Genomic DNA, 19,241 nt, shown 5'->3' on the forward strand with positions numbered 1-19,241 from the left:
CCTCGGGCCGGCGCGGACCTACGAACTGAGGTAGCGCAGGACCGCGAGGACACGGCGGTTGTCGGCCTCGGCCGGGGGCAGCCCCAGCTTGTCGAAGATGCTCGCGACGTGTTTCTCCACGGTGCCGCCGGTCACCGCGAGCGCGTCGGCGACGCCGGCGTTCGAGCGACCCTCCGCCATCAGCGCGAGGACGTGGCGCTCGCGCGGGGTCAGCGCCGCCACCCCGTCGGCACGACGGCAGACGCGCAGCAGTTGACCGATGACCTCCGGGTCGAGCGCCGTGCCGCCGGTGGCGACCCGGCGCAGCGCGTCGGCGAACTCCGCGACGTCGGCCACCCGTTCCTTCAGCAGGTATCCGACGCCCGCCGCGTTGCCTTCCAGGAGCCGGGCCGTGTACCTGGTCTCGATGTACTGCGACAGCACCAGTACCCCCGTGCGGGGGTGCTGGCGGCGGATCTCGAGTGCGGCGCGCAGCCCTTCGTCGGTGTGCGTCGGCGGCATCCGGATGTCGGCCACCACGACGTCGGGCCGATGCGCGCTCACCGCGGTCAGCAGCGTGTCACCGTCGCCCACGGCGGCGCACACCTGGTGGCCGTGGTCCTCGATCAGGCGGGTGAGCCCCGCCCGGAACAGGGCGGCGTCCTCGGCGATCACCACGCGTACGCTCATGCGCGCATCGGAAGCTCGACGGTGACCGTTGTCGGGCCACCGGGCGGGCTCACGATGGTCAGCGTGCCGTCGACCACGGCGACCCGTTGCGCCAGCCCGGACAGCCCGGTGCCCCGGGTCGGGTCGGCGCCGCCGGCGCCGTCGTCGGCGACGCTGAGCCGCAGCAGTCCCCGCCCGCCCGCCACTTGGACGGCAATGGTATTCGCGAAGCCGTGTTTGGCGGCGTTGGCCAGCAGTTCGGCGGCGCAGAAATACGCGATGGTCTCGATCGCGGGGGTGGGCCGGACCGGAATGCCGATCTCCAGCTTGACCGGGATCGCACTGTCGGCGGCCAGCGAGGCGAGGGCGTCGGCCAGCCCGTTGTCGAGCACCGGCGGGTGGATCCCGCGGGTCAGACTGCGTAGTTCGCCGAGTGCGTCCTTGGCGCCGCGCAGCGCGGCGTCGACCAGGTCGCGGACGGCGGCGGCGTCCGCGACCTGGTCGCCGTCGCCGAGCTTGCGGCGGGCCATGCCGAGGTTCATGGCCAGCGTGGCCAGCCGGATCTGCGCGCCGTCGTGCAGGTCGCGTTCCAGCCGGCGGAGCAGGGCGGCGGAGTCGTCCACGGCCGATGCCCGGGTCAGCTCCAGCTCGTGGACCCGCTGCGCCAGCCGCCCCGGCCCGAGCAGACTCCGGATCAGCCAGGCGTCGGCGGACGTGACGGCTCTGGTCACCCACGGTGCGGCCAGCAGCATCGCGGCTCCCGCCGCCGCGGCGGCGAACGTGCCGCCGAGGGTCGCGACGCGGAACGTGCCGTCGGCGAACAACCCGAACGGCGTGAACACCGGCACCGGGTCCAGTCGAACCCCCGGCGGGTGGTTGCGGAACGCCCCCCACAACAACGGGTAGCTCAGGTTGACCAGGCCGCCGATCCAGAAGAACACGGCGTACAGCTCGATCAGGCTGGCCGGCAGCCTGGCCAGCAGATACCCGACGACCCGCCAACCGGCCCTGTCGCGCGGCCCGGGCCAGGCCTGACTCGCGCGCACCGGCGGCGGCGCCGCGACCCGGACCCCGAGCAGCCGGGCCGCGAGCGAGCGGTGCAGTGCGCCGAGCCTGCGCGCCGCCGTCGTCGACACCAGCAGCACGAGCAGCAGTCCCACGCTGACAACGGCGACGACCAGGTCGGTCGGGGCGGGGTTACCCCGCGCGCCGTTGCTGACCAACCAGCTCAGGTCCACCGCGACAACGAAGAGCGCCACCGGGTTGACCACGAGGAATGGCAGCTCGGCGAGGCAGAACGCCAGCTCACGGCCCGCACGTCTGTGCAACGGGGCCACGACCGCCGCGTGGACGCCCCGCCACGGGTGCCTGCCCCGCCTCCGGTCGCCCGGCGGCGGGTTCGCGCTCGGCGTGCGAACCGGAAGGCCCATGCCCGTCATCCTCCACCCCGCCTCCCGCGCACGCGTCCCGCCTGCCCGCCGACGGCGGATGCGCACTGGCACCGCTCACCGATCGTCGGCCCCGTGTCGCCTGGTGAGGGTCCGGGCCCGGGTCACCCGCGTCGTCGGTGGGCTACGGAAGATCACGCTAGGCGCGTGGTTGTCCGGGCAGAAGCCGGCTGTCAGCCGTCTTGCACTGGGGGATTTCCCCCAGACCGGCCTATGCGAGCAGAGGGTGGTCAGCCCGGTGTCGGGGACGACGAGGTGTGTGGGGCGCCGCGCGCACCGCTGAACCGGCGCGACGTCGGGTCTCCGGCGGTTTTCTGCAAGGCGGGGTGTCCGGGGCGTGGGTATGCCCCGGTTTTCAGAAAGCGGAGTTGATCACGGCGTCGTCCTCAGCGGGGGTCGCGGCGGTGGACGCGGCTGGTGTCGGCGGGGCGGCCGGGGTCGACGTGCCGGGGCCGGTCCGGCTCGTCGGGGCGCAGCGGGGCGAGGGCGTCGGTGAGCGCGTCGATGATCCGGTCGGTGGCCCGGCGGGCGGCGCCGGGGCTGGTGGTGTTCGTCTCGCCCAGGTCGACGGGCGCGCCGAAGTGCACCCGGATCACCGGGCGGCGCCACAGCGCGCGGGCGATGCCGCGCAGCATTCCGCGCGGCGCCCGGTAGGGCAGCACCTCGTGGGCGCCCCACTGGGCGATCGGTACGACCGGAGCGCCGCAGGCCAGGGCGAGTCGGGCGGCGCCGGTCTTGCCGCGTTCGGGCCACATGCCGGGGTCCAGGCCGATGCGCCCCTCGGGGTAGATGAGGATCACCGACCCCCGGGTGACGGCGCTGGCGGCGTCGTCGAGTGCTCGGTGTACGGCGCTGGTGCCCCGGTCGACGCGGATGTGCCCGGCGTGGCGCATGGCGGCACCGAAAACCGGCACGCGGAACAGCCCGGCGGTCGCCATGATCCGGGGGGCGATGCCGCGGGTCTGGCAGGCGGCGGCCATGACGAGGGGGTCGAACGGGCTGATGTGGTTGGCGGCCAGCACCAGCGGGCCGCGGCGCAGGTGCGCGGGGACGTCGCCGGTGACCTCGAGGCGGGCGAGCAGGCCGACCAGGCCGCGCATCAGCAGGAGGGCGGCGCGCCAGATCAGCGGCGGCTGCCAGGGGGCGTGTGCGGTGTCCATCAGCGCGCCATCGTCGCACGCGGCGGTGTGGTCGCGAGTGCGGGTCGGGGGACCGGGGTGATCAGGGTCATTGGTCCCGGGCCGGTTCGGGTCGCACGGCCCTGCCGATTCCTCTACGACGAGCGGTAGTATTTACTACGTCTCGTAGTACGAATGGGTGGGGGTTTCGAGTGGACGCGTTGGACGTTGCCCGCTGGCAGTTCGGTGTCACCACCGTCTACCACTTTCTCTTCGTGCCACTGACCATCGGCCTGTCCGTGCTGGTGGCCATCCTGCAGACGATGTGGCACCGCACCGGCAACGAGCGCTACCTGAAACTCACCAAGTTCTACGGCAAGCTGTTCCTGATCAACTTCGCGATGGGCGTGGTCACCGGCATCGTGCAGGAGTTCCAGTTCGGCATGAACTGGAGCGACTACTCCCGCTTCGTCGGCGACATCTTCGGCGCACCCCTGGCCATCGAGGCACTCGTCGCGTTCTTCCTCGAATCGACGTTCATCGGCCTGTGGATCTTCGGATGGGACCGGCTGCCCAAGCGCGCCCACCTGGCCAGCATCTGGGCCGCCGCGATCGGCACCAACCTGTCCGCGTACTTCATCCTCGCCGCGAACTCGTTCATGCAGAACCCGGTCGGCTACCGCATCAACCCCGACAGCGGACGCGCCGAGCTGACCGACTTCCCGGCCGTGCTGACCAACAAGGTCGCCCTGATCACCTTCCCGCACACCCTGGCCGGCTCGTTCCTGGTCGCCGGGTCGCTGATCGTCTCCGTCGGCCTGTGGCACGTGATCCGCAACCGCGACTCCGCCGACACCGGCGCGTACCGCTTCGCCACCAGGTTCGGCTCCTGGGTGGTCCTGGTCGCCTCCGCCGCCGTGCTGTTCACCGGCGACATCCAGGGCAAGATCATGACGGACGTGCAGCCGATGAAGATGGCCGCCGCCGAGGGCCTCTACACCACCGAGAGCCCCGCCTCGTTCTCCGTGCTCACCATCGGCAGCCTCGACGGCAGCCGCGAGGTGTTCGCCCTCAAGATCCCGTACCTGCTGTCGTACCTGGGCACCGGCGACCCGAACGGCACCGTGCACGGCATCAACGACCTGCAGGCCCAGTACGCCACCCAGTACGGCGCGGGCAGCTACACCCCGATCATCCCGGTCACCTACTGGAGCTTCCGCTTCATGATCGCCTTCGGCATGGCGGCCGGCGCGATCGCCCTGCTGGTGCTCTGGAGCCAGCGCAAGGGCCGTACCCCCAGCAGCAGGTGGCTGCTGCGCGCCGGGCTGGCCATGCCGGTGCTGCCGCTGCTGGCCAACTCCTTCGGCTGGATCTTCACCGAGATGGGCCGCCAGCCGTGGATCGTCTTCGGCGAGATGCTCACCCGCAACGGGGTGTCGCGCAGCGTCTCGCTGGCCGAGGTGCTCACCTCGTTCACCGCCTTCACGCTGATCTACGCCACCCTCGCCGTGATCGAGGTCAAGCTGCTGCTGCGCTACGCCCGCGCCGGCGTGCCGGACGTCACCGAACAACCCCCCACCGACGACACCGACGACGCCGAGCGCCCGCTCGCCTTCGCCTACTGATCCCGGAGCCCATCGTGGAACTGACCACCATCTGGTTTCTCCTCGTCGCCGTGCTGTTCACCGGGTACTTCATCCTGGAGGGCTTCGACTTCGGCGTCGGCATGCTGCTGCCCGTGCTCGGCCGCGACGACCGGGAACGCCGCGTTCTGATCAACACCATCGGCCCGGTCTGGGACGGCAACGAGGTCTGGCTGATCACCGCCGGTGGTGCCATGTTCGCCGCGTTCCCGGAGTGGTACGCCACCCTGTTCTCCGGCTTCTACCTGCCGCTGCTGCTGATCCTGCTGGCCCTGATCGCCCGGGGCGTCGCCTTCGAGTACCGGCACAAGCGCCCCGAGGTGTCCTGGAAGCGCCGCTGGGACACGGCGATCGTGCTCGGGTCGGTGGTGCCGGCGATCCTGTGGGGTGTCGCCTTCGCCAACATCCTGCGCGGTGTGCCACTGGACGCCGACCACGAGTACGTCGGCGGCCTGCTGAACCTGCTCAACCCGTACGCCCTGCTGGGCGGCGCGACCACGCTCGCGCTGTTCGCGACCCACGGCGCGGTGTTCCTCGCGCTGAAGACCACCGGTGACATCCGCGAGCGCGCGGGCGCCCTCGCCGTGCGCCTGGGCGTCGGCGCCGCTGTGCTCGCGGTCGCCTTCCTCACCTGGACGCTGAGCATCCGCTCCAGCACCGCCGCCGTCGTGCTCGCCGTCGCCGCGGCCCTCGCCCTGCTCGGTGGGCTCGCCGCCGCCCGGGTACGCCGGGAGGGCTGGGCGTTCACCGGCACCGCCGTGGCGATCGGTCTGGCCGTGGCGACCCTGTTCGCGGCGCTGTTCCCGAACGTGCTGCCCTCCACCCTGGATGCGGCCGGCACGCTCACGGCCACCAACGCCGCCTCCACCCCGTACACCCTGAAGATCATGACCTGGGTCGCGGTGATCTTCACCCCGGTCGTGCTCGGCTACCAGGCCTGGACCTACTGGGTGTTCCGCAAGCGCATCGGCGTGGCCAACATCCCGCAGCACTGAGCGGATCAGGCCGGCGCACGATCGTGCCCGTGCCGACCCCGTCGATCACGGAGTTGTGGTGCCCGGCCTGGGCCAGTTCGGGCCCTTTGTCACCCACCACAACTCCTTGATCGACGGCGGAGGGCGGCGAAGGGCTGCGGGGCGGGGTGGGGCGGGGTGGGGGTGGGGCGGGGAAATCGGCGGTCGGCTCCGATCCGCCCCCGCTAGGGTGTGCCGATGCCCGAGCCTGTGCACGTTCGTGAACTCAGCACCGACGACCTTGACGCCGCCTGGGAGTTGGGTCGGTTCGCCTTCGGCTCCGCCGCGGAGCGACACGCCAGCACCACCGTCGCGGTGCCCGGCATGACCCGCTACGGCGCGTTCGACGACAGCGGTCGGCTCGTCGGCAAGGCCGTCGACCTGCATCACGACCAGTGGTGGTCGGGCCGGGCGGTGTCGGCCGCCGACGTGGCCGGGGTGGCTGTCGCCCCCGAGGCCCGCGGTCGGGGCGTGGGCCGTGCCATGCTCACCGCTCTGCTGCGCGGGGCCCGCGAGCGGGGGGCGGCGGTCAGTGCCCTCTACCCGACCATCGCCGCCCCGTACCGGGCGTGCGGGTGGGAGGCCGGCGGTGTGCTGCGTACCGTCGATCTGGCCACCGCCGCGCTGCCCCGGCACCGGCCCTGCCCGGACCTGGCGGTGCGGGCCGGCACACCGGCCGACCTGCCCGCCGTCGCCGACCTCTACCAGCGGGTCGCCCGGCACCGCAACGGCATGCTGACCCGCCGGGGTGAGCTGTTCGACTTCTTCGCCGCCGACCAGGGCCTGCCCGGCGACGGTCTCACCCTTGTCGAGGACGACGGCGACCTGGTCGGCTACGCCACCTGGCAGCGGGGCCGCGGCTACGGCGCCGACTCGGTGCTCACCGTCGACGAGGCCCTGGCCGTCACCGCCGAGGCCGCCCGGGAACTCGTCGGGGTCCTCGGCAGTTGGGCCAGCGTCGCACCGACGCTGCGGCTGTGCCCCCTCGACGGCGACGCGGTCAGCCCGCACCTGCCGCTGGAGTCGGCCCGCGACCACGAACGCGACCTGTGGATGCACCGACCGGTCGACGTCGCCCGCGCCGTGAGCGCCCGGGGGTGGCCCGCCCACGCCCGGGGCGTCGTCGACTTCACCCTCACCGACGCGCTCGCCGACTGGAACTCCGGCACCTGGCGGTTGACCGTCGCCGACGGTGCCGCCGAGCTGACCCCGATCAACATCGCGGCCGACCTGCGGCTGGACGTGCGCGGTTTCGCGTTGCTCTACGCCGGAGCCGCGCACGCCCGGTCGGTGGCACAGGCCGGGTTGCTGCACCACGGCCCGGGTGCCGACCCGGCCGCGCTCGACCTGCTGGGCGCCGGGGGTCCGGCGCAGTTGCTCGACTACTTCTGACCGGTGGCCGATGACTGACCGGGAACCCGACGGCGGCAGCGGACAGATACAGGTGTGACAGCCGAGATGCGGGCCCGGATCCGGGCCGGAGACACCGATGCGTTGGGCGAGCTCTTCGATGAGCACGCCGACGCGGTTCATCGACATGCGCTGTGGAGCGGGAGCGATCCGGCGCACGCCGAGGACGTGGTGTCGCTGACCTTCCTGGAGGCGTGGCGGATCCGCGAGTCCCTGCGCCCGGACGGGGACAGCCTGCGGCCGTGGCTGCTCGGGATCGCGACCAACGTCCTGCGCAACCGCCGCCGGGCGGCGCGCCGGCACCGGGAGGCGTTGCGGCGGCTGCCGGTACGCGACACCGTCCCGGACTTCGCCGACGCCGTGGTCGACCGGATGCACGACGCCGAGCAGGTGGCTGCCGCCCTGGCAGGGCTGCGGGCGCTGCGCCGCGCGGACCGGGAGGTGTTCCTGCTCTGCGTCTGGTCGCACCTGGACTACGCGGCGGCGGCCGAGGCGCTGGGCGTACCCGTCGGGACCGTGCGCTCCCGGCTGTCGCGGGCCCGCGTCCGACTGCGCGCGCTGGCGCAGCAGGAACTGGCCGGCACCCCGATGATCCCCGTCGAGCAGGGAGAGTACCGATGACAGAGCCGTCCGCTCCGCCCGTGCCGGCTCTGCCGGCGGTGCGCCGACAGGCGCTGCGGCATCATCTGCTGACCGAGGTCCGGCGGCCGTCGCAGCGGCCCCGACGGGTACGGGTGCTCGTGCCGGTGTCGGCGGCGTTGGCCGTCGCGATCACGACCGGGATGATCACCCAGCCGTGGGCACCGGACAGCGCGCCACTCGTCGTCCCGGTCGCGCAGGGCGAACGCCTCGGCGCGACGCTGCTGCTCAACCGGATGGCCGCGGCTGCCGCCGCGAAGCCGGCGCTACCGGCGGGCACAGGCCGCTACGTCTACATCAGGAGCCGGGGGGCCTTCGCCGAACTCGGCGACGGCCCGGCGCGGCTGCGACCGGTGCACGAGCGGGAGATCTGGATCCCCCGCGACGAGCAGGGTGACGGCCTGCTGCGGCAGCCGTTCTTCGACGCGCCGATCGTCGGCGTGATTCCTGAGCGCGAGACGCTTACCGACGTGACACCGAACGCCGCGCTGGTCGACCTGCCCGAGGACCCGGACGCCCTGCTGGCGAAGCTGTACGCCGAGCGCGAGCAGCGGGGCCGGGGCACCAGCCGCGACGGTGCGGCGTTCACCGCGATCGGCGACATCCTGCGCGAGTCCTTGGTGCCGCCGCGCACGAGCGCCGCGCTCTACCGGGCCGCGGCGAAGATCCCCGGGGTCGAGATGGTGCGCGGGGCCACCGACGCGGCCGGACGGCGGGGGATAGCCGTCGCGCACACCGAGCGCAGCCGCCGCGACGAGTGGATCTTCGATGAGCAGACGTTCGACTACCTCGGTGAGCGCAGCTATCTCGTGGCGGACACCGCCGACGGGCCGGCCGGGACGGTGCTGGGCACGACCGCCGTGCTGCAACGGGCCGTGGTGTCGCAGCTCGGGCAGCGCCCGGCACGGTAGGTGACCAGGCGGCCGGCACTCACACGCGCTGGGTGCCGGCCGCCTGACTGCCGGCGTCCGGTCAGGCTGGGATCGCCGCCAGCTCGGCGTTCGCGCGGTGGGTGACGAGGGTCAGCACCCGTGCTGCCGTGCTGGCCTCGTCGGTGGGGATGTCCGCGTACAGCCGGGCACTGAGGTCCGCGACGGCGGCGACGACGCCGCGCTGGGCGGCGTGACCGGTGTCGGTGAGCGCCACCAACGGCTCGTCGCCGCCAGCCGGGGAGGAGGGGCTGTCGACCGTTGCGAGGCCGGCGTCGACGAGGTGGGCGATCAGTTGGTGCACGGTCGGCTCGTCGACCTTGAGGGTGCTGGTGACCCGCTGCGTGAGGTGTGCGGCCCCGACCGGGCCCTGGGCGAGGGCGTTGAGGGCGACCAGTTGGGTGAACGTGACGCCCAGGGGTTCGGTGGCCCGTTCGAGTAGGGCCCGGGTGGCGTAGTGGGCTTGGCCGATGACCTGCCCGTTGAGGGTGGGGACGGTGGACATGACGCCTCCTTCAAAACGTTGGCCGGACCAACGTTGGTCGCGTCAACGTAACACTCGATCGTGGGTCGCGCCAACGATTGCTGGTAGGCTGCACCCCATGGACAACGCGGCCCCGCAGTCACCCGCCGGGCTGCGCACCACCCCGACCTGGCTGCTCAACCAGACCGCCAGCCACGCCACCCGCCTGCTCACCGAGGGCTTCGCCGCACACGACCTGCGCGGCTACCACTACCGGCTGCTCGCCACCCTCGCCGAGGACGGGCCGGCCAGCCAGGCCGACCTCGGCCGCCGCTGCGGCATCGACCGCAGCGACGTCGTCGCGGCCGTCAACGACCTGGCCGGCCGAGGGCTCGTCGTGCGTGCCCCCGACCCGACCGACCGCCGCCGCAACGTCATCAGCAGCACCGAAGCCGGCGCCGCCGAGGCCCGCCGACTGGGCGACACCCTCGACCGCGTCCAACACGACCTGCTCGCCCCACTGTCCACCACCGAACGCGAACAACTGACCCACCTGCTCACCCGACTGCTGGACCACCACACCCGGCCCTGACCCGCCTCAGCGGGCCTCGCGCAACTCCGCCAGCCGGGCCTCGATCTCGGCCAACTCGGCGCGCAGCTTCTCCGCCTGCTGCTCCGCCTCGGCCCGCTCGGTGCCGAGGATCTGCTCCACCGCCTCCTGCACCCCGGGCACGTCCACAAGCGCCACCATCTTCAACGCCTCCGCCGGCTTCACCACGTACGGCTTCGCGAGAGCCTTGCTGCCCTGCTGCGCCGCGACGGTCCACTCCCCGTCGGCGTACGCCAACGTCACCGTCAGCCCCGCCGGGCCCTTCGGCTTGACGGCCTTGACCGCCCGCCGCGCCGGCGGCTTCTCCGTCTGCTCCACCTTCGGCTCCTCCTGTCGCTGCGCGGGCACCCGCGGCGTGTCCAACACGAACTCCGGCGCGGGCGGCGTCGCGGGCGCCTCCTGCGGCTCCGGCTCCGGTTTCGCCTCCGCCACCCGACGACCGGCACCCTTGGGCGCCACCGCCAGGTCGGCGGGGGAGAACGGCAACTCGTCGCGACCGAAGCGCACCACCACGAACTCGTCGGACACCTCGGGGTCGGTCAGCTCGATCACCTGACCGACCTGACCGGCGATCTGCCCCGCCGCCGCGGTGAACACCACCCGCGGCTTGCGCCCGGCCGCCAACGCCTCCCGGATGCTCTGCACCTCGCTAGTGGACAAACCCTGGCCGGCATCCATCACAACCCTCTTCCGTACACCTGTTTGATTGCTGTCTTGATACCAGCCGGCTGCGACACCCGCCGCACGGGGCTCAGCCGCCCAGTGCCCGCAGTGCCCGGTCCGCGTGGTCGTTCATGCTGACCTCGCTGTGGATCACCTCGATGATCCGCCGGTCCGTACCGATCACGAACGTCATCCGCTTCATGCTCAACGGCCCCAACGGCACCCGCCGCCTGACCCCGAACAGCTGCGCCACCGCGCCGTCGACATCCGACAGCAGCGGATAGTCGAAACCGTGCAACTTCGAGAACTCGGCCTGCTTGGCCACCGGGTCCCGACTGATGCCCACCCGCGACGCACCCCGCGCCGTGAACTCCGCCGCCAGGTCCCGGAAGTGGCAGCTCTCCGCCGTGCACCCCCGAGTCATCGCCGCCGGATAGAAGAACAACACCACCGGCCCGGTCGCCAGGAACTCCGACAGCCGCCGCGGCGTGCCCGTCTCATCCGGCAGCTCGAAATCCCGCACCACGTCGCCGACACCCACACCCGCCACCGCACACCTCCGTTGTCCGATCGAACGCGCGGTGAGCGTAAGCGATCACACCCGCAGCGCCGCCACCTCGTCGGCCACCACCGCGGCCTGGGCCCGCCCGCGCCGCGCCCGCCGCAGGTGACCCTCCTCTCGACGACCCGGCCGCGCCGGTCACGGTAGCGTCGGCGCGACCGACGCGCAGCCGACAGAAACTCGGGAGGCACCATGGCACCCGTCACCGTCATCACCGGCGGCGGCCGTGGCATCGGCGCGGCCACCGCCCGCCGCCTCGCCCAGGCCGGTCACCGCATCGCCCTGTGCTACCGCCGCGACGACACCGCCGCCGCGAGGGTCCTGACCGACCTGCGCACCGCAGGAGCACAGGCCATCGCGGTACGCGCCGACACCACCGACCCCGACCAGGTCGCCGGCCTGTTCGACGCCGCCACCCAACTCGGCCCCCTCACCGGCCTGGTCAACAACGCCGGCGTCACCAGCCCCATCGGGCCCTTCACCGAGCTACGCGTCGACGACCTGCGCCGGGTCGTCGACGTCAACCTCGTCGGCTACGTCCTCTGCGCCCAACAGGCCGCCCGCCGACTCACCGACGGCGGGGCGATCGTCAACGTCTCGTCGGCCGCCGCCACCCTCGGCAGCCCGGGGGAGTACGTGCACTACGCCGCCGTGAAGGCCGCCACCGACACCCTCACCGTCGGCCTCGCCAAGGAACTCGCCCCCAGGGGCATCCGGGTCAACGCCGTCGCACCGGGGATCGTGCGCACCGACATCCACGCCGACTCCGGCGTACCCGACCGCGCCGACACCGCCGTCGGTCGTATCCCCCTGGGCCGCGCCGGTGAACCCGACGAGATCGCCGCCGCCATCGCCTGGTTGCTCGGCCCCGACGCCTCGTACACCACCGGCACGGTCCTGCGGGTCTCCGGCGGCCTGTGAGCCGGGGAGCGCGGCGCCCCGGCTCACCGCTCAGCGGGTGAACAGCTCAAGGCGTGAACACCTCAGTGCGTGAACAGCTTCGCCGCCGTGCTGACCGTCTGCACCACCCCGTAGCCGAGCAGCACCGCCACCACCAACCAGGAGATCCACAACCGGGCCTGCTGCCCGGATCGACTGTCGTCGCTCATCGCGTGCCACTCCTCTCCGCCATGGTGTCCTCATCCACACCGCGCTCCGCCGCCGGTTCGTGGTAGCGCTGCGGCACCGGCCGCACCAGCAGGTTCGCCACGAACCCCACGGCCAACACCCCCACCATCGTGAACAACGCCGGCCGGTACGCCGCCGCCGTCAACGAACCCGGCTCACCCTGCGCGTCGAGGAACCCGTTGACGATCAGCGGACCCGCGATCCCCGCCGCCGACCAGGCGGTCAACAACCGGCCATGGATCGCACCCACCTGGAACGTGCCGAACAGATCCCGCAGGTACGCCGGCACCGTGGCGAACCCACCGCCGTAGAACGACAGGATCACGCACGCCAACAGCACGAACAACGCCGTCGCGCTCTGCCCGACCAGGGCCAGCAGCGCGTACAGCACCATGCCGACCCCCAGGTACACCAGGTAGATCGGCTTGCGACCGATGACGTCCGACGTCGACGACCACACGAACCGACCGGCCATGTTGAACAGCGACAGCAACCCCACGAACCCACCGGCCGCCGCCACCGACACCGCCGACGTGCCGTTGTCCCGGAAGAAGTCCTGGATCATCGGGCTGGCCTGCTCCAGGATGCCGATGCCCGCGGTCACGTTGCAGAACAGCACCACCCACAGCAGCCAGAACGAGCGGGTCTTCACCGCGTTCGCCGCCGACACGTTCGCCGTGGTGACAAGCGGCTTCGCCGCCACACTCGCCGGGTCGAACCCGGCCGGGCGCCAACCCTCCGCCGGCACCCGCACGTTCGCCACCCCGAACATCATGATCACGAAGTAGCCCAGGCCGAGCGTCACGAACAACCACACCAGGGCGCTGCCCGACGCCGTCGAGCCCGCGTTGGCCGGGTCGTAGCCGGCGTCGTAGAACGACAGCAGTTGCCGCGACAGGGGAGAGGCGACCATCGCCCCGCCACCGAATCCCATGATCGCCAACCCGGTGGCCAGACCCGGCCGGTCCGGGAACCACTTGATCAGGGTGGAGACGGGGGAAATGTAGCCGATGCCCAGCCCGATGCCGCCGAGCAGCCCGTAGCCCAGGTACAGCAGCCACAGCTGCTTGGTGGCGATGCCAAGCGAGCCCACGAGGAAGCCCGCCGCCCAGAAACAGGCGGAGACGAACATGGCCTTACGCGGCCCGTTCGCCTCCACCCAGGTCCCGGCGACGGCGGCGGACAACCCCAACATCACGATCGCGATGCTGAAGATCACTCCGATCGCCGTCTGACTGGTGTCGAAGTGGGCGATCAGCGAGTTCTTGTAGACGCTTGTGGCGTACACCTGACCGATGCAGAGGTGGATGGCCAACGCCGCCGGGGGAATGAGCCAGCGGCTGTAACCGGGCGGCGCGACGGTGTGCCGACGATCGAGTGCGGAAAGCATGCGCTGCTTCCTCTCCGACGAGGACGAGAGACGTCCCGCACAACGTGCCCACAGCACCCGCAAGCGGCAAACCTCACCAGCGCCGGACGGTCGCTGCGCTGAGCTGAGCGGTCAGTCAGCGCCCGCCCGGTGCGCGCGTGATCGACTCGGCTTCCGGGAAGTCGGGGTGTCGCACAGAGCCTGACACCGCGACATGCCGGAAAACCGAGTCGATCACGCTGCCATGGGGGGCCGACCGTGCCGGCTTCCCGTGGGCCCGCTCAGGCCGCGACGGCCGCCTCGGCGACCCGCTCGGCGTCGGGGCGCAATTGCGGGGCGGCCAGCGAGATGACCAGGTTGACGATCGCGAAGACGGCGGCGATCAACAGCCCGCGGTGGAACCCGTCGACAAGAGCCTGCTGCTGACCGGCACCGCGACTGAGCGCATCGGTGACGTGGGTGACCGACAGTGTGGTGACGATGGCCAACCCCAAGGCGCCGCCGACCTGGTACACGGCGGTGACCACACCGGACGCGGCACCGGCCTCATGGTGTTTGACGTCGGAGATCGCGGAGATCTGGGCGGGTACGCCAAGCGTCGTGATGCCCAGGCCGAACAGCAGCAGGCCGGGCAGCAGCTCGCCGGCGTACGAGCCGGTGGCGCTCGCCCCACTGAGCAGCAGCAGGCCGATCACGCTGAGCAGCGCGCCGATGATCTGCAGGGTGCGGGTGCCGAGTCGGTGCACCAGTTGGGTGGCGAGGGCAGCGCCGGCGATGGCTGTCGCACCCATCGGCAGGAACTGCAGGCCGGCGGTCAGCGGCGAGGCGCCGCGCACCTGCTGCAGGTAGATCGCGGTGAGGAAGAACATCGACAGGAACGCGGCGCCGTTGAGCGCCAGCGCCCCACTGGAGACACTCAGCGCCCGGGAGCGGAACAGCCGCAGCGGCACCAGCGGCGCGGCCGAGCGCGCCTCGACACCGACGAAGACCGCCAGCAACGCAACCCCGCCGACGAGGGTGGCGAGCACCTGCGCCGAGCCCCAGCCGGCGGACTCGGCCCGGACCACGCCGAACACGACGGCGAGCAGGCCGGTGGTGCCGAGGACCGCGCCGAGCGCGTCGAAGGTCCGGGGGCCGGGCTGGGAGTGCCGCACGGCCGCCACGAAGGTCGGCACGATCGCCACGAGCGCGATGACGATGGGTACGTTGACGAAGAACACCCACCGCCAGCTCAACGCGTCGACGAGCAGGCCGCCGGCCACCACGCCCAGGGTTCCGCCGAGCCCGGCGAGAGCACCCCAGATGCCCATGGCGATGTTGCGCTCCCGTCCGTGCGCGAACGTGACGGTGAGGATGGCCAACGCCGCGGGGGAGAGCAACGCGCCGCCCAGGCCCTGCACGGCGCGCGCGGCGATCAGCAGGCCGGGCGAGGTCGCGAGCCCGGCGAGCAGGGACATCGCCCCGAACAGCACCAGACCGACGATGAAGATCCGGCGGGCGCCGAGCAGGTCGGCGGCGCGGCCACCAAGCAGCAGGAAACCACCGAAGAGCAGGGTGTACGCGCTGATCACCCATTGCAGGTCGTCAGCGGTGAAGCTCAGGTCGGTCTGGATGTTGGGCAGCGCCACGTTCACGATCGTCACGTCGAGGATGACGATGAACTGCGCCACCGACAGCACCGCCAGAGTTGCCCAGGGACTACGTCGCATGCCCACCCCATCGGGAGAGAAGACCTCACGCACGACGCGGTATACGCCGTACATCTACAACGTATACCTTGATGTGTACGTAGTACACTGGCGACGTGGCCAGTATGAACAAGGACACCCCCCAGCGCCTCGACCCCACCGCGATCGTGGCGAGCGCGCTACGCATCGCCGACGCCGAGGGCCTCTCCGCGATCACCATCCGCCGGCTGGCCCAGGAACACGGCGTCACCCCGATGGCGCTCTACCGGCACTTCCGGGACAAGAGCGACCTGCTCGACGCGCTCGCCGCACGCCTGCTCGCCGACATCCGCCTGCCCGAGCCGAGCACCGCACCCTGGGACCAGCAGGTCCGCGCCATCCTGGCCGCCTGCCTCGCCGCGCTGCGCCCACACCCCACCGTCGCCGGGCTCGTCCCCACCCGCATCCTGCTGTCCGAGCCGGGCCTGGTCCTGGTGGAGCGCATCCTCGCCCTGCTCGACGGGGCGGGCTACCCCCCGGAGCAGGCCACCGAGATCGGCAGCCAGGCCCTCTGCTCCCTGGTGACCCTCGTCGCCACCGAACCCGGCGCCATGGGGAGCACCGACCCGGACACCCGCGACAACGCCATCCGCGCCAAGCGGGCGGCGCTGCAGGCGTTGGCGCCGCAGCGTTTCCCGCACGTCCTCGCCGCCGCCGACGCGCTCACCCTCTGCGGAGACCGAGAGGGTTACTACGACCTGGGCATCGAGTTCGCCGTCGCCGGCATCCGCGGCATCCGCCCGGCGGCCCGTACCACCGGCTGACCCCACCGCCCGCGAGCGGTGCGGCCCACCGCTACCGCAGGTCCGGGAAGTGCCAGCCGCCGGCCAGCGCCTCGGCGTCCGCCGGACCCCAACTGCCCCTGTCGTACGACTGCACCGCCGCCGCCAGATCCAGGATCGGCGCGACGATGCGCCACTCCTGCTCGATCGTCTCCTCCCGCGCGAAGCGCAGGTGCTGCCCATCCATCGCGTCGTCGAGCAGCCGCTCATACGCCTCCTGACGACGACCGAAAGCCGCGCCGAAGTCGACGGACAGATCCACCGGACGACTCGCCACCTCGGCACCCGGGCTCTTCGCCTGGATCGACATCGTGATGCCGTCACCACGCCCGAGCCGGAACCGCAGCAGATTCGCGGCGGTCACCGTGCCCCGCTCGGCCGGGATCAGCGAACGCTGCGGCTGCTTGAACTCGACCACGACCTCCGTCGCCGTCCCTGGCAACGACTTACCGGCCCGCAGGTAGAACGGCACACCGGCCCAGCGGGGGGAGTCGACGGTCAACCGGGTGGCCACGAACGTCTCCGTGTTCGAATCCGCTGCCACGCCCGGTTCGTCCCGGTAACCGGCGTACTGACCCCGCACGGTGGACTCCGGCGACAACGGCGCGATCTGCCGCAACACCGCCACCTCCGCCGCACGGAACGCGGCGGTGTCCTCGCTGTCGGGTGCCTCCATCGCGATCAACGCGACGACCTGCAGGATGTGGTTCTGCAACACGTCCCGGATGGCGCCCACCGTGTCGTAGAAGCCGGCGCGGCCCTGCGTGCCGAAACCCTCAGCCAGGGTGACCTGGACGTTGTCGATGTGCTGGTTGTTCCACAACGGCTCGAACAACCGGTTGGCGAACCGGAAGGCGTACAGACCCTCGACGGCCTCCTTGCCCAGGTAGTGGTCGATACGGAACACCCGCTCCGGATCGAAGGCCCCCCGCAGCGTCCGATCCAACTCGCGGGAGGACTCCAGGTCACGCCCGAACGGCTTCTCCACGATGACCCGACCCCGATCGGCCAGACCGGCCGCCGCGAGACCCTGCACGACGGCACCGAACACCGCCGGAGGGATCGCCAGATAGAAGACCGGCCGCTCGGCGCCCCGCAGACGCTCGGCCAACCGCTGGTACGTGGCCGGGTCCGCGTAGTCGCCCGAGATCATCGAAAGGTGCTGCGCCAGCCGGTCGAAGGTCTCGTCGTCGATCTCGTCGTTGGCCTCGGCGACCGACTTACGGGCCGTCGTGACGAGCTGCTGGTCATCCCAGGGGGAGCGGGCCACGCCGATCACCGGGACGTCGAGGCGGTCGCGCCGAGTCAACTCGTACAGCGCCGGGAACAGCTTCTTCGAGACGAGGTCGCCGGTGACGCCGAACAGCACTACCGCGTCTGAGCGCATGTGCATGGCACTTCCATTCGATCATGTGGTCCTGATCTTCCGAACCCAGAACGGCGCGACCCGTGCCGAGAATTCCCCGACGGGCGGCGCGCGTGAGGTCGGCGACAGCGGCGGCACTTACCGCCCTCCACCACTCCCTTCACAGCACCGCCAAGGCATGAGACGTTGGTGCACCACCACCAACTCCCACAAGGACTCCCATGAACCTGGCGTTCCACCAAACAACGGCAACCGGACCAGCGGTGGTGTGCCTGCCCATGTTCAGCCTGAGCCGCGCCGCCACGGCCGCCGCCTTCAGCCCCGCCCTCGCGGGCGCGGGCCTCCGCGAGATCTACCTGGACCTGCCCGGCCACGGAGACACCCCCGCGAACTGCGCACCCACCTCCCAGGCAGTGCTGGACACCGTCTGCGCGTGGCTCGACCACCACCTCGACGCACCGGCCCTGCTGGCCGGCGGCTCCTACGGCGCGTACCTGGCCACCGGCATCGCCCGCCAACGACCCGACCTCGTGCGCGGCCTGCTCCTCGTCTGCCCCGGAGTCACCATCGCCCGCGACAGCCGCGACCTGCCCGACGACCCACCGCCCACCGCGCCCCCGGGCTGGCTCGACGCCGCCCCCGCCACCCTGCACCAGCACCTCGACGCCGCCCTGGGCCAACGCACCCCCGCAGTCGTCGCGACGGTGCTCGCGGCACTGGACTCCGGCGGCCCCGGCGACGCGACGTTCCAGCAGAAACTGCAGTCCAGCCCCGACTACGCGCTGCCCGACGAGACCGCCGAGGTCACCTTCGACGGCCCGGTCACCGTGCTCACCGGCCGCCAGGACCGGATCGTCGGCTACGCCGACCAGTTCCGCGCCATGCGCCGCTATCCCCGCGGCACCTTCACCGTGCTCGACGCGGCCGGGCACTACCTCCCGTACGAACAGCCCACCCCGCTGCGATCACTCACCCAGGACTGGCTGCGCCGGATCTCAGGGGCATCATGATCGGCTCCACTCTCCGCCGGTGAGCTTCAGCGCCTTCTCCCACCAGGTCCAAGACCCGCGGCTACCGCGCCAGCGCCGGGTCTCGGCGCTGCGCTCCTGCGTCCAGCTCTATCGCCCAATCGGCTTCGCGGCGACACTGAGCTTCCTCGAAGAGTTGGCCGGGCCATTCCAGCGAGACGAACACGCGTTACCACGCGCACTCGATCATCTCGCGGCGAGCCGCGCCCTCTGGCACGAACACCTCCGCGAGTACGCCGACCAGCGCCGCGCGGCAAAACGGCTCGGGCACCGGACGCCCTGGGCTGATGCGGCAAACCCGAATCTGGGTCCGTCGATCTGGTACGGCGCTTCGCGACAGGCCGCGCTGCACGCGCTGAACTACTGGCGGCGGAGCCGACTACCCGAACTGCTCGCGTGGGACGACCCGGGCGCAGGGGAAATCGACCTCGCGGTGACCGCCTGCCTGGCAGGTGGCGGTTCACTCCGCGCCGACCAGCGTCGACTGCCCGACACCGCGGTGCAGCAGGTGCGGCGGCGCATCGGTGGGGGGCTCTACGGTCAGGACGTCCTGGCGTACTTCCGCGCCAGGGATCTCCTGCGCGTCGCTGCCCTCGTCACCAACGCGACCGACCCGGACTCTGCCGCGGCGACGGACGCAGACCGGCTGTCATCTCTCAGTTGACCCGGGCCACGCGGATGGCTCTTGAGCAGCC

20 protein-coding genes are annotated in these 19,241 nt (G+C 71.7%); 10 read left to right on the forward strand and 10 right to left on the reverse strand.

All coding sequences use genetic code 11. The features are described 5' to 3' along the window. Positions 1–18: 18 nt before the first annotated feature. The 3 genes from ACGFIQ_RS30705 to ACGFIQ_RS30715 all read right to left on the reverse strand — a co-directional run bounded on the left by ACGFIQ_RS30705 (position 19) and on the right by ACGFIQ_RS30715 (position 3,256). Positions 19–669, reverse strand: a complete 651-nt coding sequence (locus tag ACGFIQ_RS30705) for a response regulator (protein ID WP_393248980.1) — start codon at positions 667–669, stop codon at positions 19–21. Next, a complete protein-coding gene (locus ACGFIQ_RS30710; protein WP_393249040.1) occupies positions 666–1,985 on the reverse strand; it encodes a sensor domain-containing protein in 1,320 nt (439 codons plus the stop codon). Before ACGFIQ_RS30710 ends, ACGFIQ_RS30705 begins: the two co-directional genes overlap by 4 nt. A gap of 497 nt (positions 1,986–2,482) precedes the next feature. Continuing rightward, positions 2,483–3,256, reverse strand: coding sequence for a lysophospholipid acyltransferase family protein (locus ACGFIQ_RS30715; protein ID WP_393248981.1), 774 nt, complete (start codon positions 3,254–3,256; stop codon positions 2,483–2,485). Between the two features lie 170 nt (positions 3,257–3,426). Here ACGFIQ_RS30715 and ACGFIQ_RS30720 point away from each other — a divergent pair, with 170 nt between their 5' ends. The 5 genes from ACGFIQ_RS30720 (at position 3,427) to ACGFIQ_RS30740 (ending at position 8,830) form a co-directional block, all read left to right on the forward strand. Further along, complete coding sequence (locus ACGFIQ_RS30720) at positions 3,427–4,839, forward strand: cytochrome ubiquinol oxidase subunit I (RefSeq protein WP_393248982.1); 1,413 nt, start codon at positions 3,427–3,429, stop codon at positions 4,837–4,839. A 14-nt stretch (positions 4,840–4,853) separates the two neighbouring features. Beyond that, positions 4,854–5,852, forward strand: coding sequence for a cytochrome d ubiquinol oxidase subunit II (gene cydB, locus ACGFIQ_RS30725; RefSeq protein ID WP_393248983.1), 999 nt, complete (start codon positions 4,854–4,856; stop codon positions 5,850–5,852). Positions 5,853–6,068: 216 nt separating this feature from the next. After that, on the forward strand, positions 6,069–7,262 hold the full coding sequence (gene eis, locus ACGFIQ_RS30730) for an enhanced intracellular survival protein Eis (protein ID WP_393248984.1): 1,194 nt from the start codon (positions 6,069–6,071) through the stop codon (positions 7,260–7,262). 54 nt (positions 7,263–7,316) lie between these two features. Next, complete coding sequence (locus tag ACGFIQ_RS30735; RefSeq protein WP_393248985.1) at positions 7,317–7,901, forward strand: RNA polymerase sigma factor; 585 nt, start codon at positions 7,317–7,319, stop codon at positions 7,899–7,901. Continuing rightward, complete coding sequence (locus ACGFIQ_RS30740; protein ID WP_393248986.1) at positions 7,898–8,830, forward strand: CU044_5270 family protein; 933 nt, start codon at positions 7,898–7,900, stop codon at positions 8,828–8,830. Before ACGFIQ_RS30735 ends, ACGFIQ_RS30740 begins: the two co-directional genes overlap by 4 nt. A 61-nt stretch (positions 8,831–8,891) precedes the next feature. On the opposite strand, the gene ACGFIQ_RS30745 is transcribed toward ACGFIQ_RS30740, so the two are convergent. Next, entirely contained in the window at positions 8,892–9,353 is a 462-nt protein-coding gene (locus ACGFIQ_RS30745) for a MarR family winged helix-turn-helix transcriptional regulator (RefSeq protein WP_393248987.1), read from the reverse strand. 97 nt (positions 9,354–9,450) lie between these two features. Between ACGFIQ_RS30745 and ACGFIQ_RS30750 the strand changes: the two genes are divergently transcribed. Beyond that, the gene (locus ACGFIQ_RS30750) at positions 9,451–9,903 is read left to right on the forward strand and encodes a MarR family winged helix-turn-helix transcriptional regulator (RefSeq protein ID WP_393248988.1); all 453 of its coding nucleotides are present in this window, start codon (positions 9,451–9,453) and stop codon (positions 9,901–9,903) included. A 6-nt stretch (positions 9,904–9,909) separates the two neighbouring features. On the opposite strand, the gene ACGFIQ_RS30755 is transcribed toward ACGFIQ_RS30750, so the two are convergent. Both ACGFIQ_RS30755 and ACGFIQ_RS30760 read right to left on the reverse strand, forming a co-directional pair. Next, positions 9,910–10,599, reverse strand: coding sequence for a hypothetical protein (locus tag ACGFIQ_RS30755; RefSeq protein ID WP_393248989.1), 690 nt, complete (start codon positions 10,597–10,599; stop codon positions 9,910–9,912). Positions 10,600–10,672: 73 nt separating this feature from the next. Continuing rightward, a complete protein-coding gene (locus tag ACGFIQ_RS30760; RefSeq protein ID WP_393248990.1) occupies positions 10,673–11,134 on the reverse strand; it encodes a peroxiredoxin in 462 nt (153 codons plus the stop codon). Positions 11,135–11,338: 204 nt separating this feature from the next. On the opposite strand from ACGFIQ_RS30760, the gene ACGFIQ_RS30765 reads away from it, so the two are divergent. After that, positions 11,339–12,067 (forward strand): SDR family NAD(P)-dependent oxidoreductase, encoded by a 729-nt coding sequence (locus ACGFIQ_RS30765; protein WP_393248991.1) that lies wholly within the window; start codon positions 11,339–11,341, stop codon positions 12,065–12,067. 62 nt (positions 12,068–12,129) lie between these two features. On the opposite strand, the gene ACGFIQ_RS30770 is transcribed toward ACGFIQ_RS30765, so the two are convergent. From ACGFIQ_RS30770 to ACGFIQ_RS30780, 3 genes are all read right to left on the reverse strand, one after another. Then, entirely contained in the window at positions 12,130–12,255 is a 126-nt protein-coding gene (locus ACGFIQ_RS30770; RefSeq protein ID WP_393248992.1) for a hypothetical protein, read from the reverse strand. Beyond that, on the reverse strand, positions 12,252–13,664 hold the full coding sequence (locus tag ACGFIQ_RS30775) for an OFA family MFS transporter (protein WP_393248993.1): 1,413 nt from the start codon (positions 13,662–13,664) through the stop codon (positions 12,252–12,254). Before ACGFIQ_RS30775 ends, ACGFIQ_RS30770 begins: the two co-directional genes overlap by 4 nt. Positions 13,665–13,924: 260 nt before the next feature. Then, positions 13,925–15,352 carry a DHA2 family efflux MFS transporter permease subunit gene (locus tag ACGFIQ_RS30780; protein WP_393248994.1) on the reverse strand — a complete coding sequence of 476 codons (1,428 nt, stop codon included), beginning with the start codon at positions 15,350–15,352 and terminating at the stop codon, positions 13,925–13,927. A gap of 104 nt (positions 15,353–15,456) precedes the next feature. Between ACGFIQ_RS30780 and ACGFIQ_RS30785 the strand changes: the two genes are divergently transcribed. Beyond that, positions 15,457–16,134, forward strand: a complete 678-nt coding sequence (locus ACGFIQ_RS30785; protein WP_393249041.1) for a TetR/AcrR family transcriptional regulator — start codon at positions 15,457–15,459, stop codon at positions 16,132–16,134. 31 nt (positions 16,135–16,165) lie between these two features. Here ACGFIQ_RS30785 and zwf read toward each other — a convergent pair whose 3' ends face one another. Then, positions 16,166–17,545 carry a glucose-6-phosphate dehydrogenase gene (gene zwf, locus ACGFIQ_RS30790; RefSeq protein WP_393248995.1) on the reverse strand — a complete coding sequence of 460 codons (1,380 nt, stop codon included), beginning with the start codon at positions 17,543–17,545 and terminating at the stop codon, positions 16,166–16,168. A gap of 194 nt (positions 17,546–17,739) precedes the next feature. Between zwf and ACGFIQ_RS30795 the strand changes: the two genes are divergently transcribed. Together ACGFIQ_RS30795 and ACGFIQ_RS30800 are read left to right on the forward strand one after the other, a co-directional pair. Beyond that, on the forward strand, positions 17,740–18,528 hold the full coding sequence (locus ACGFIQ_RS30795) for an alpha/beta fold hydrolase (RefSeq protein ID WP_393248996.1): 789 nt from the start codon (positions 17,740–17,742) through the stop codon (positions 18,526–18,528). A gap of 19 nt (positions 18,529–18,547) precedes the next feature. Next, positions 18,548–19,210: a hypothetical protein gene (locus ACGFIQ_RS30800; RefSeq protein ID WP_393248997.1), complete on the forward strand. Its 663-nt coding sequence runs from the start codon at positions 18,548–18,550 to the stop codon at positions 19,208–19,210. Positions 19,211–19,241: the final 31 nt, after the last annotated feature.

This window comes from Micromonospora sp. NPDC048898 (assembly GCF_043198035.1).
In the GTDB taxonomy this organism is placed as follows: Bacteria; Actinomycetota; Actinomycetes; order Mycobacteriales; family Micromonosporaceae; genus Micromonospora.

Coding starts and splice junctions, on each gene's coding strand:
- ACGFIQ_RS30705 (WP_393248980.1), bottom strand. CDS start 669: ATGAGCGTACGCGTGGTGATCGCCGAGGACGCCGCCCTGTTCCGGGCG.
- ACGFIQ_RS30715 (WP_393248981.1), bottom strand. CDS start 3,256: ATGGACACCGCACACGCCCCCTGGCAGCCGCCGCTGATCTGGCGCGCC.
- eis (WP_393248984.1), top strand. CDS start 6,069: ATGCCCGAGCCTGTGCACGTTCGTGAACTCAGCACCGACGACCTTGAC.
- ACGFIQ_RS30740 (WP_393248986.1), top strand. CDS start 7,898: ATGACAGAGCCGTCCGCTCCGCCCGTGCCGGCTCTGCCGGCGGTGCGC.
- ACGFIQ_RS30745 (WP_393248987.1), bottom strand. CDS start 9,353: ATGTCCACCGTCCCCACCCTCAACGGGCAGGTCATCGGCCAAGCCCAC.
- ACGFIQ_RS30750 (WP_393248988.1), top strand. CDS start 9,451: ATGGACAACGCGGCCCCGCAGTCACCCGCCGGGCTGCGCACCACCCCG.
- ACGFIQ_RS30755 (WP_393248989.1), bottom strand. CDS start 10,599: ATGGATGCCGGCCAGGGTTTGTCCACTAGCGAGGTGCAGAGCATCCGG.
- ACGFIQ_RS30765 (WP_393248991.1), top strand. CDS start 11,339: ATGGCACCCGTCACCGTCATCACCGGCGGCGGCCGTGGCATCGGCGCG.
- ACGFIQ_RS30770 (WP_393248992.1), bottom strand. CDS start 12,255: ATGAGCGACGACAGTCGATCCGGGCAGCAGGCCCGGTTGTGGATCTCC.
- ACGFIQ_RS30775 (WP_393248993.1), bottom strand. CDS start 13,664: ATGCTTTCCGCACTCGATCGTCGGCACACCGTCGCGCCGCCCGGTTAC.
- ACGFIQ_RS30780 (WP_393248994.1), bottom strand. CDS start 15,352: ATGCGACGTAGTCCCTGGGCAACTCTGGCGGTGCTGTCGGTGGCGCAG.
- ACGFIQ_RS30785 (WP_393249041.1), top strand. CDS start 15,457: ATGAACAAGGACACCCCCCAGCGCCTCGACCCCACCGCGATCGTGGCG.
- zwf (WP_393248995.1), bottom strand. CDS start 17,545: ATGCACATGCGCTCAGACGCGGTAGTGCTGTTCGGCGTCACCGGCGAC.
- ACGFIQ_RS30795 (WP_393248996.1), top strand. CDS start 17,740: ATGAACCTGGCGTTCCACCAAACAACGGCAACCGGACCAGCGGTGGTG.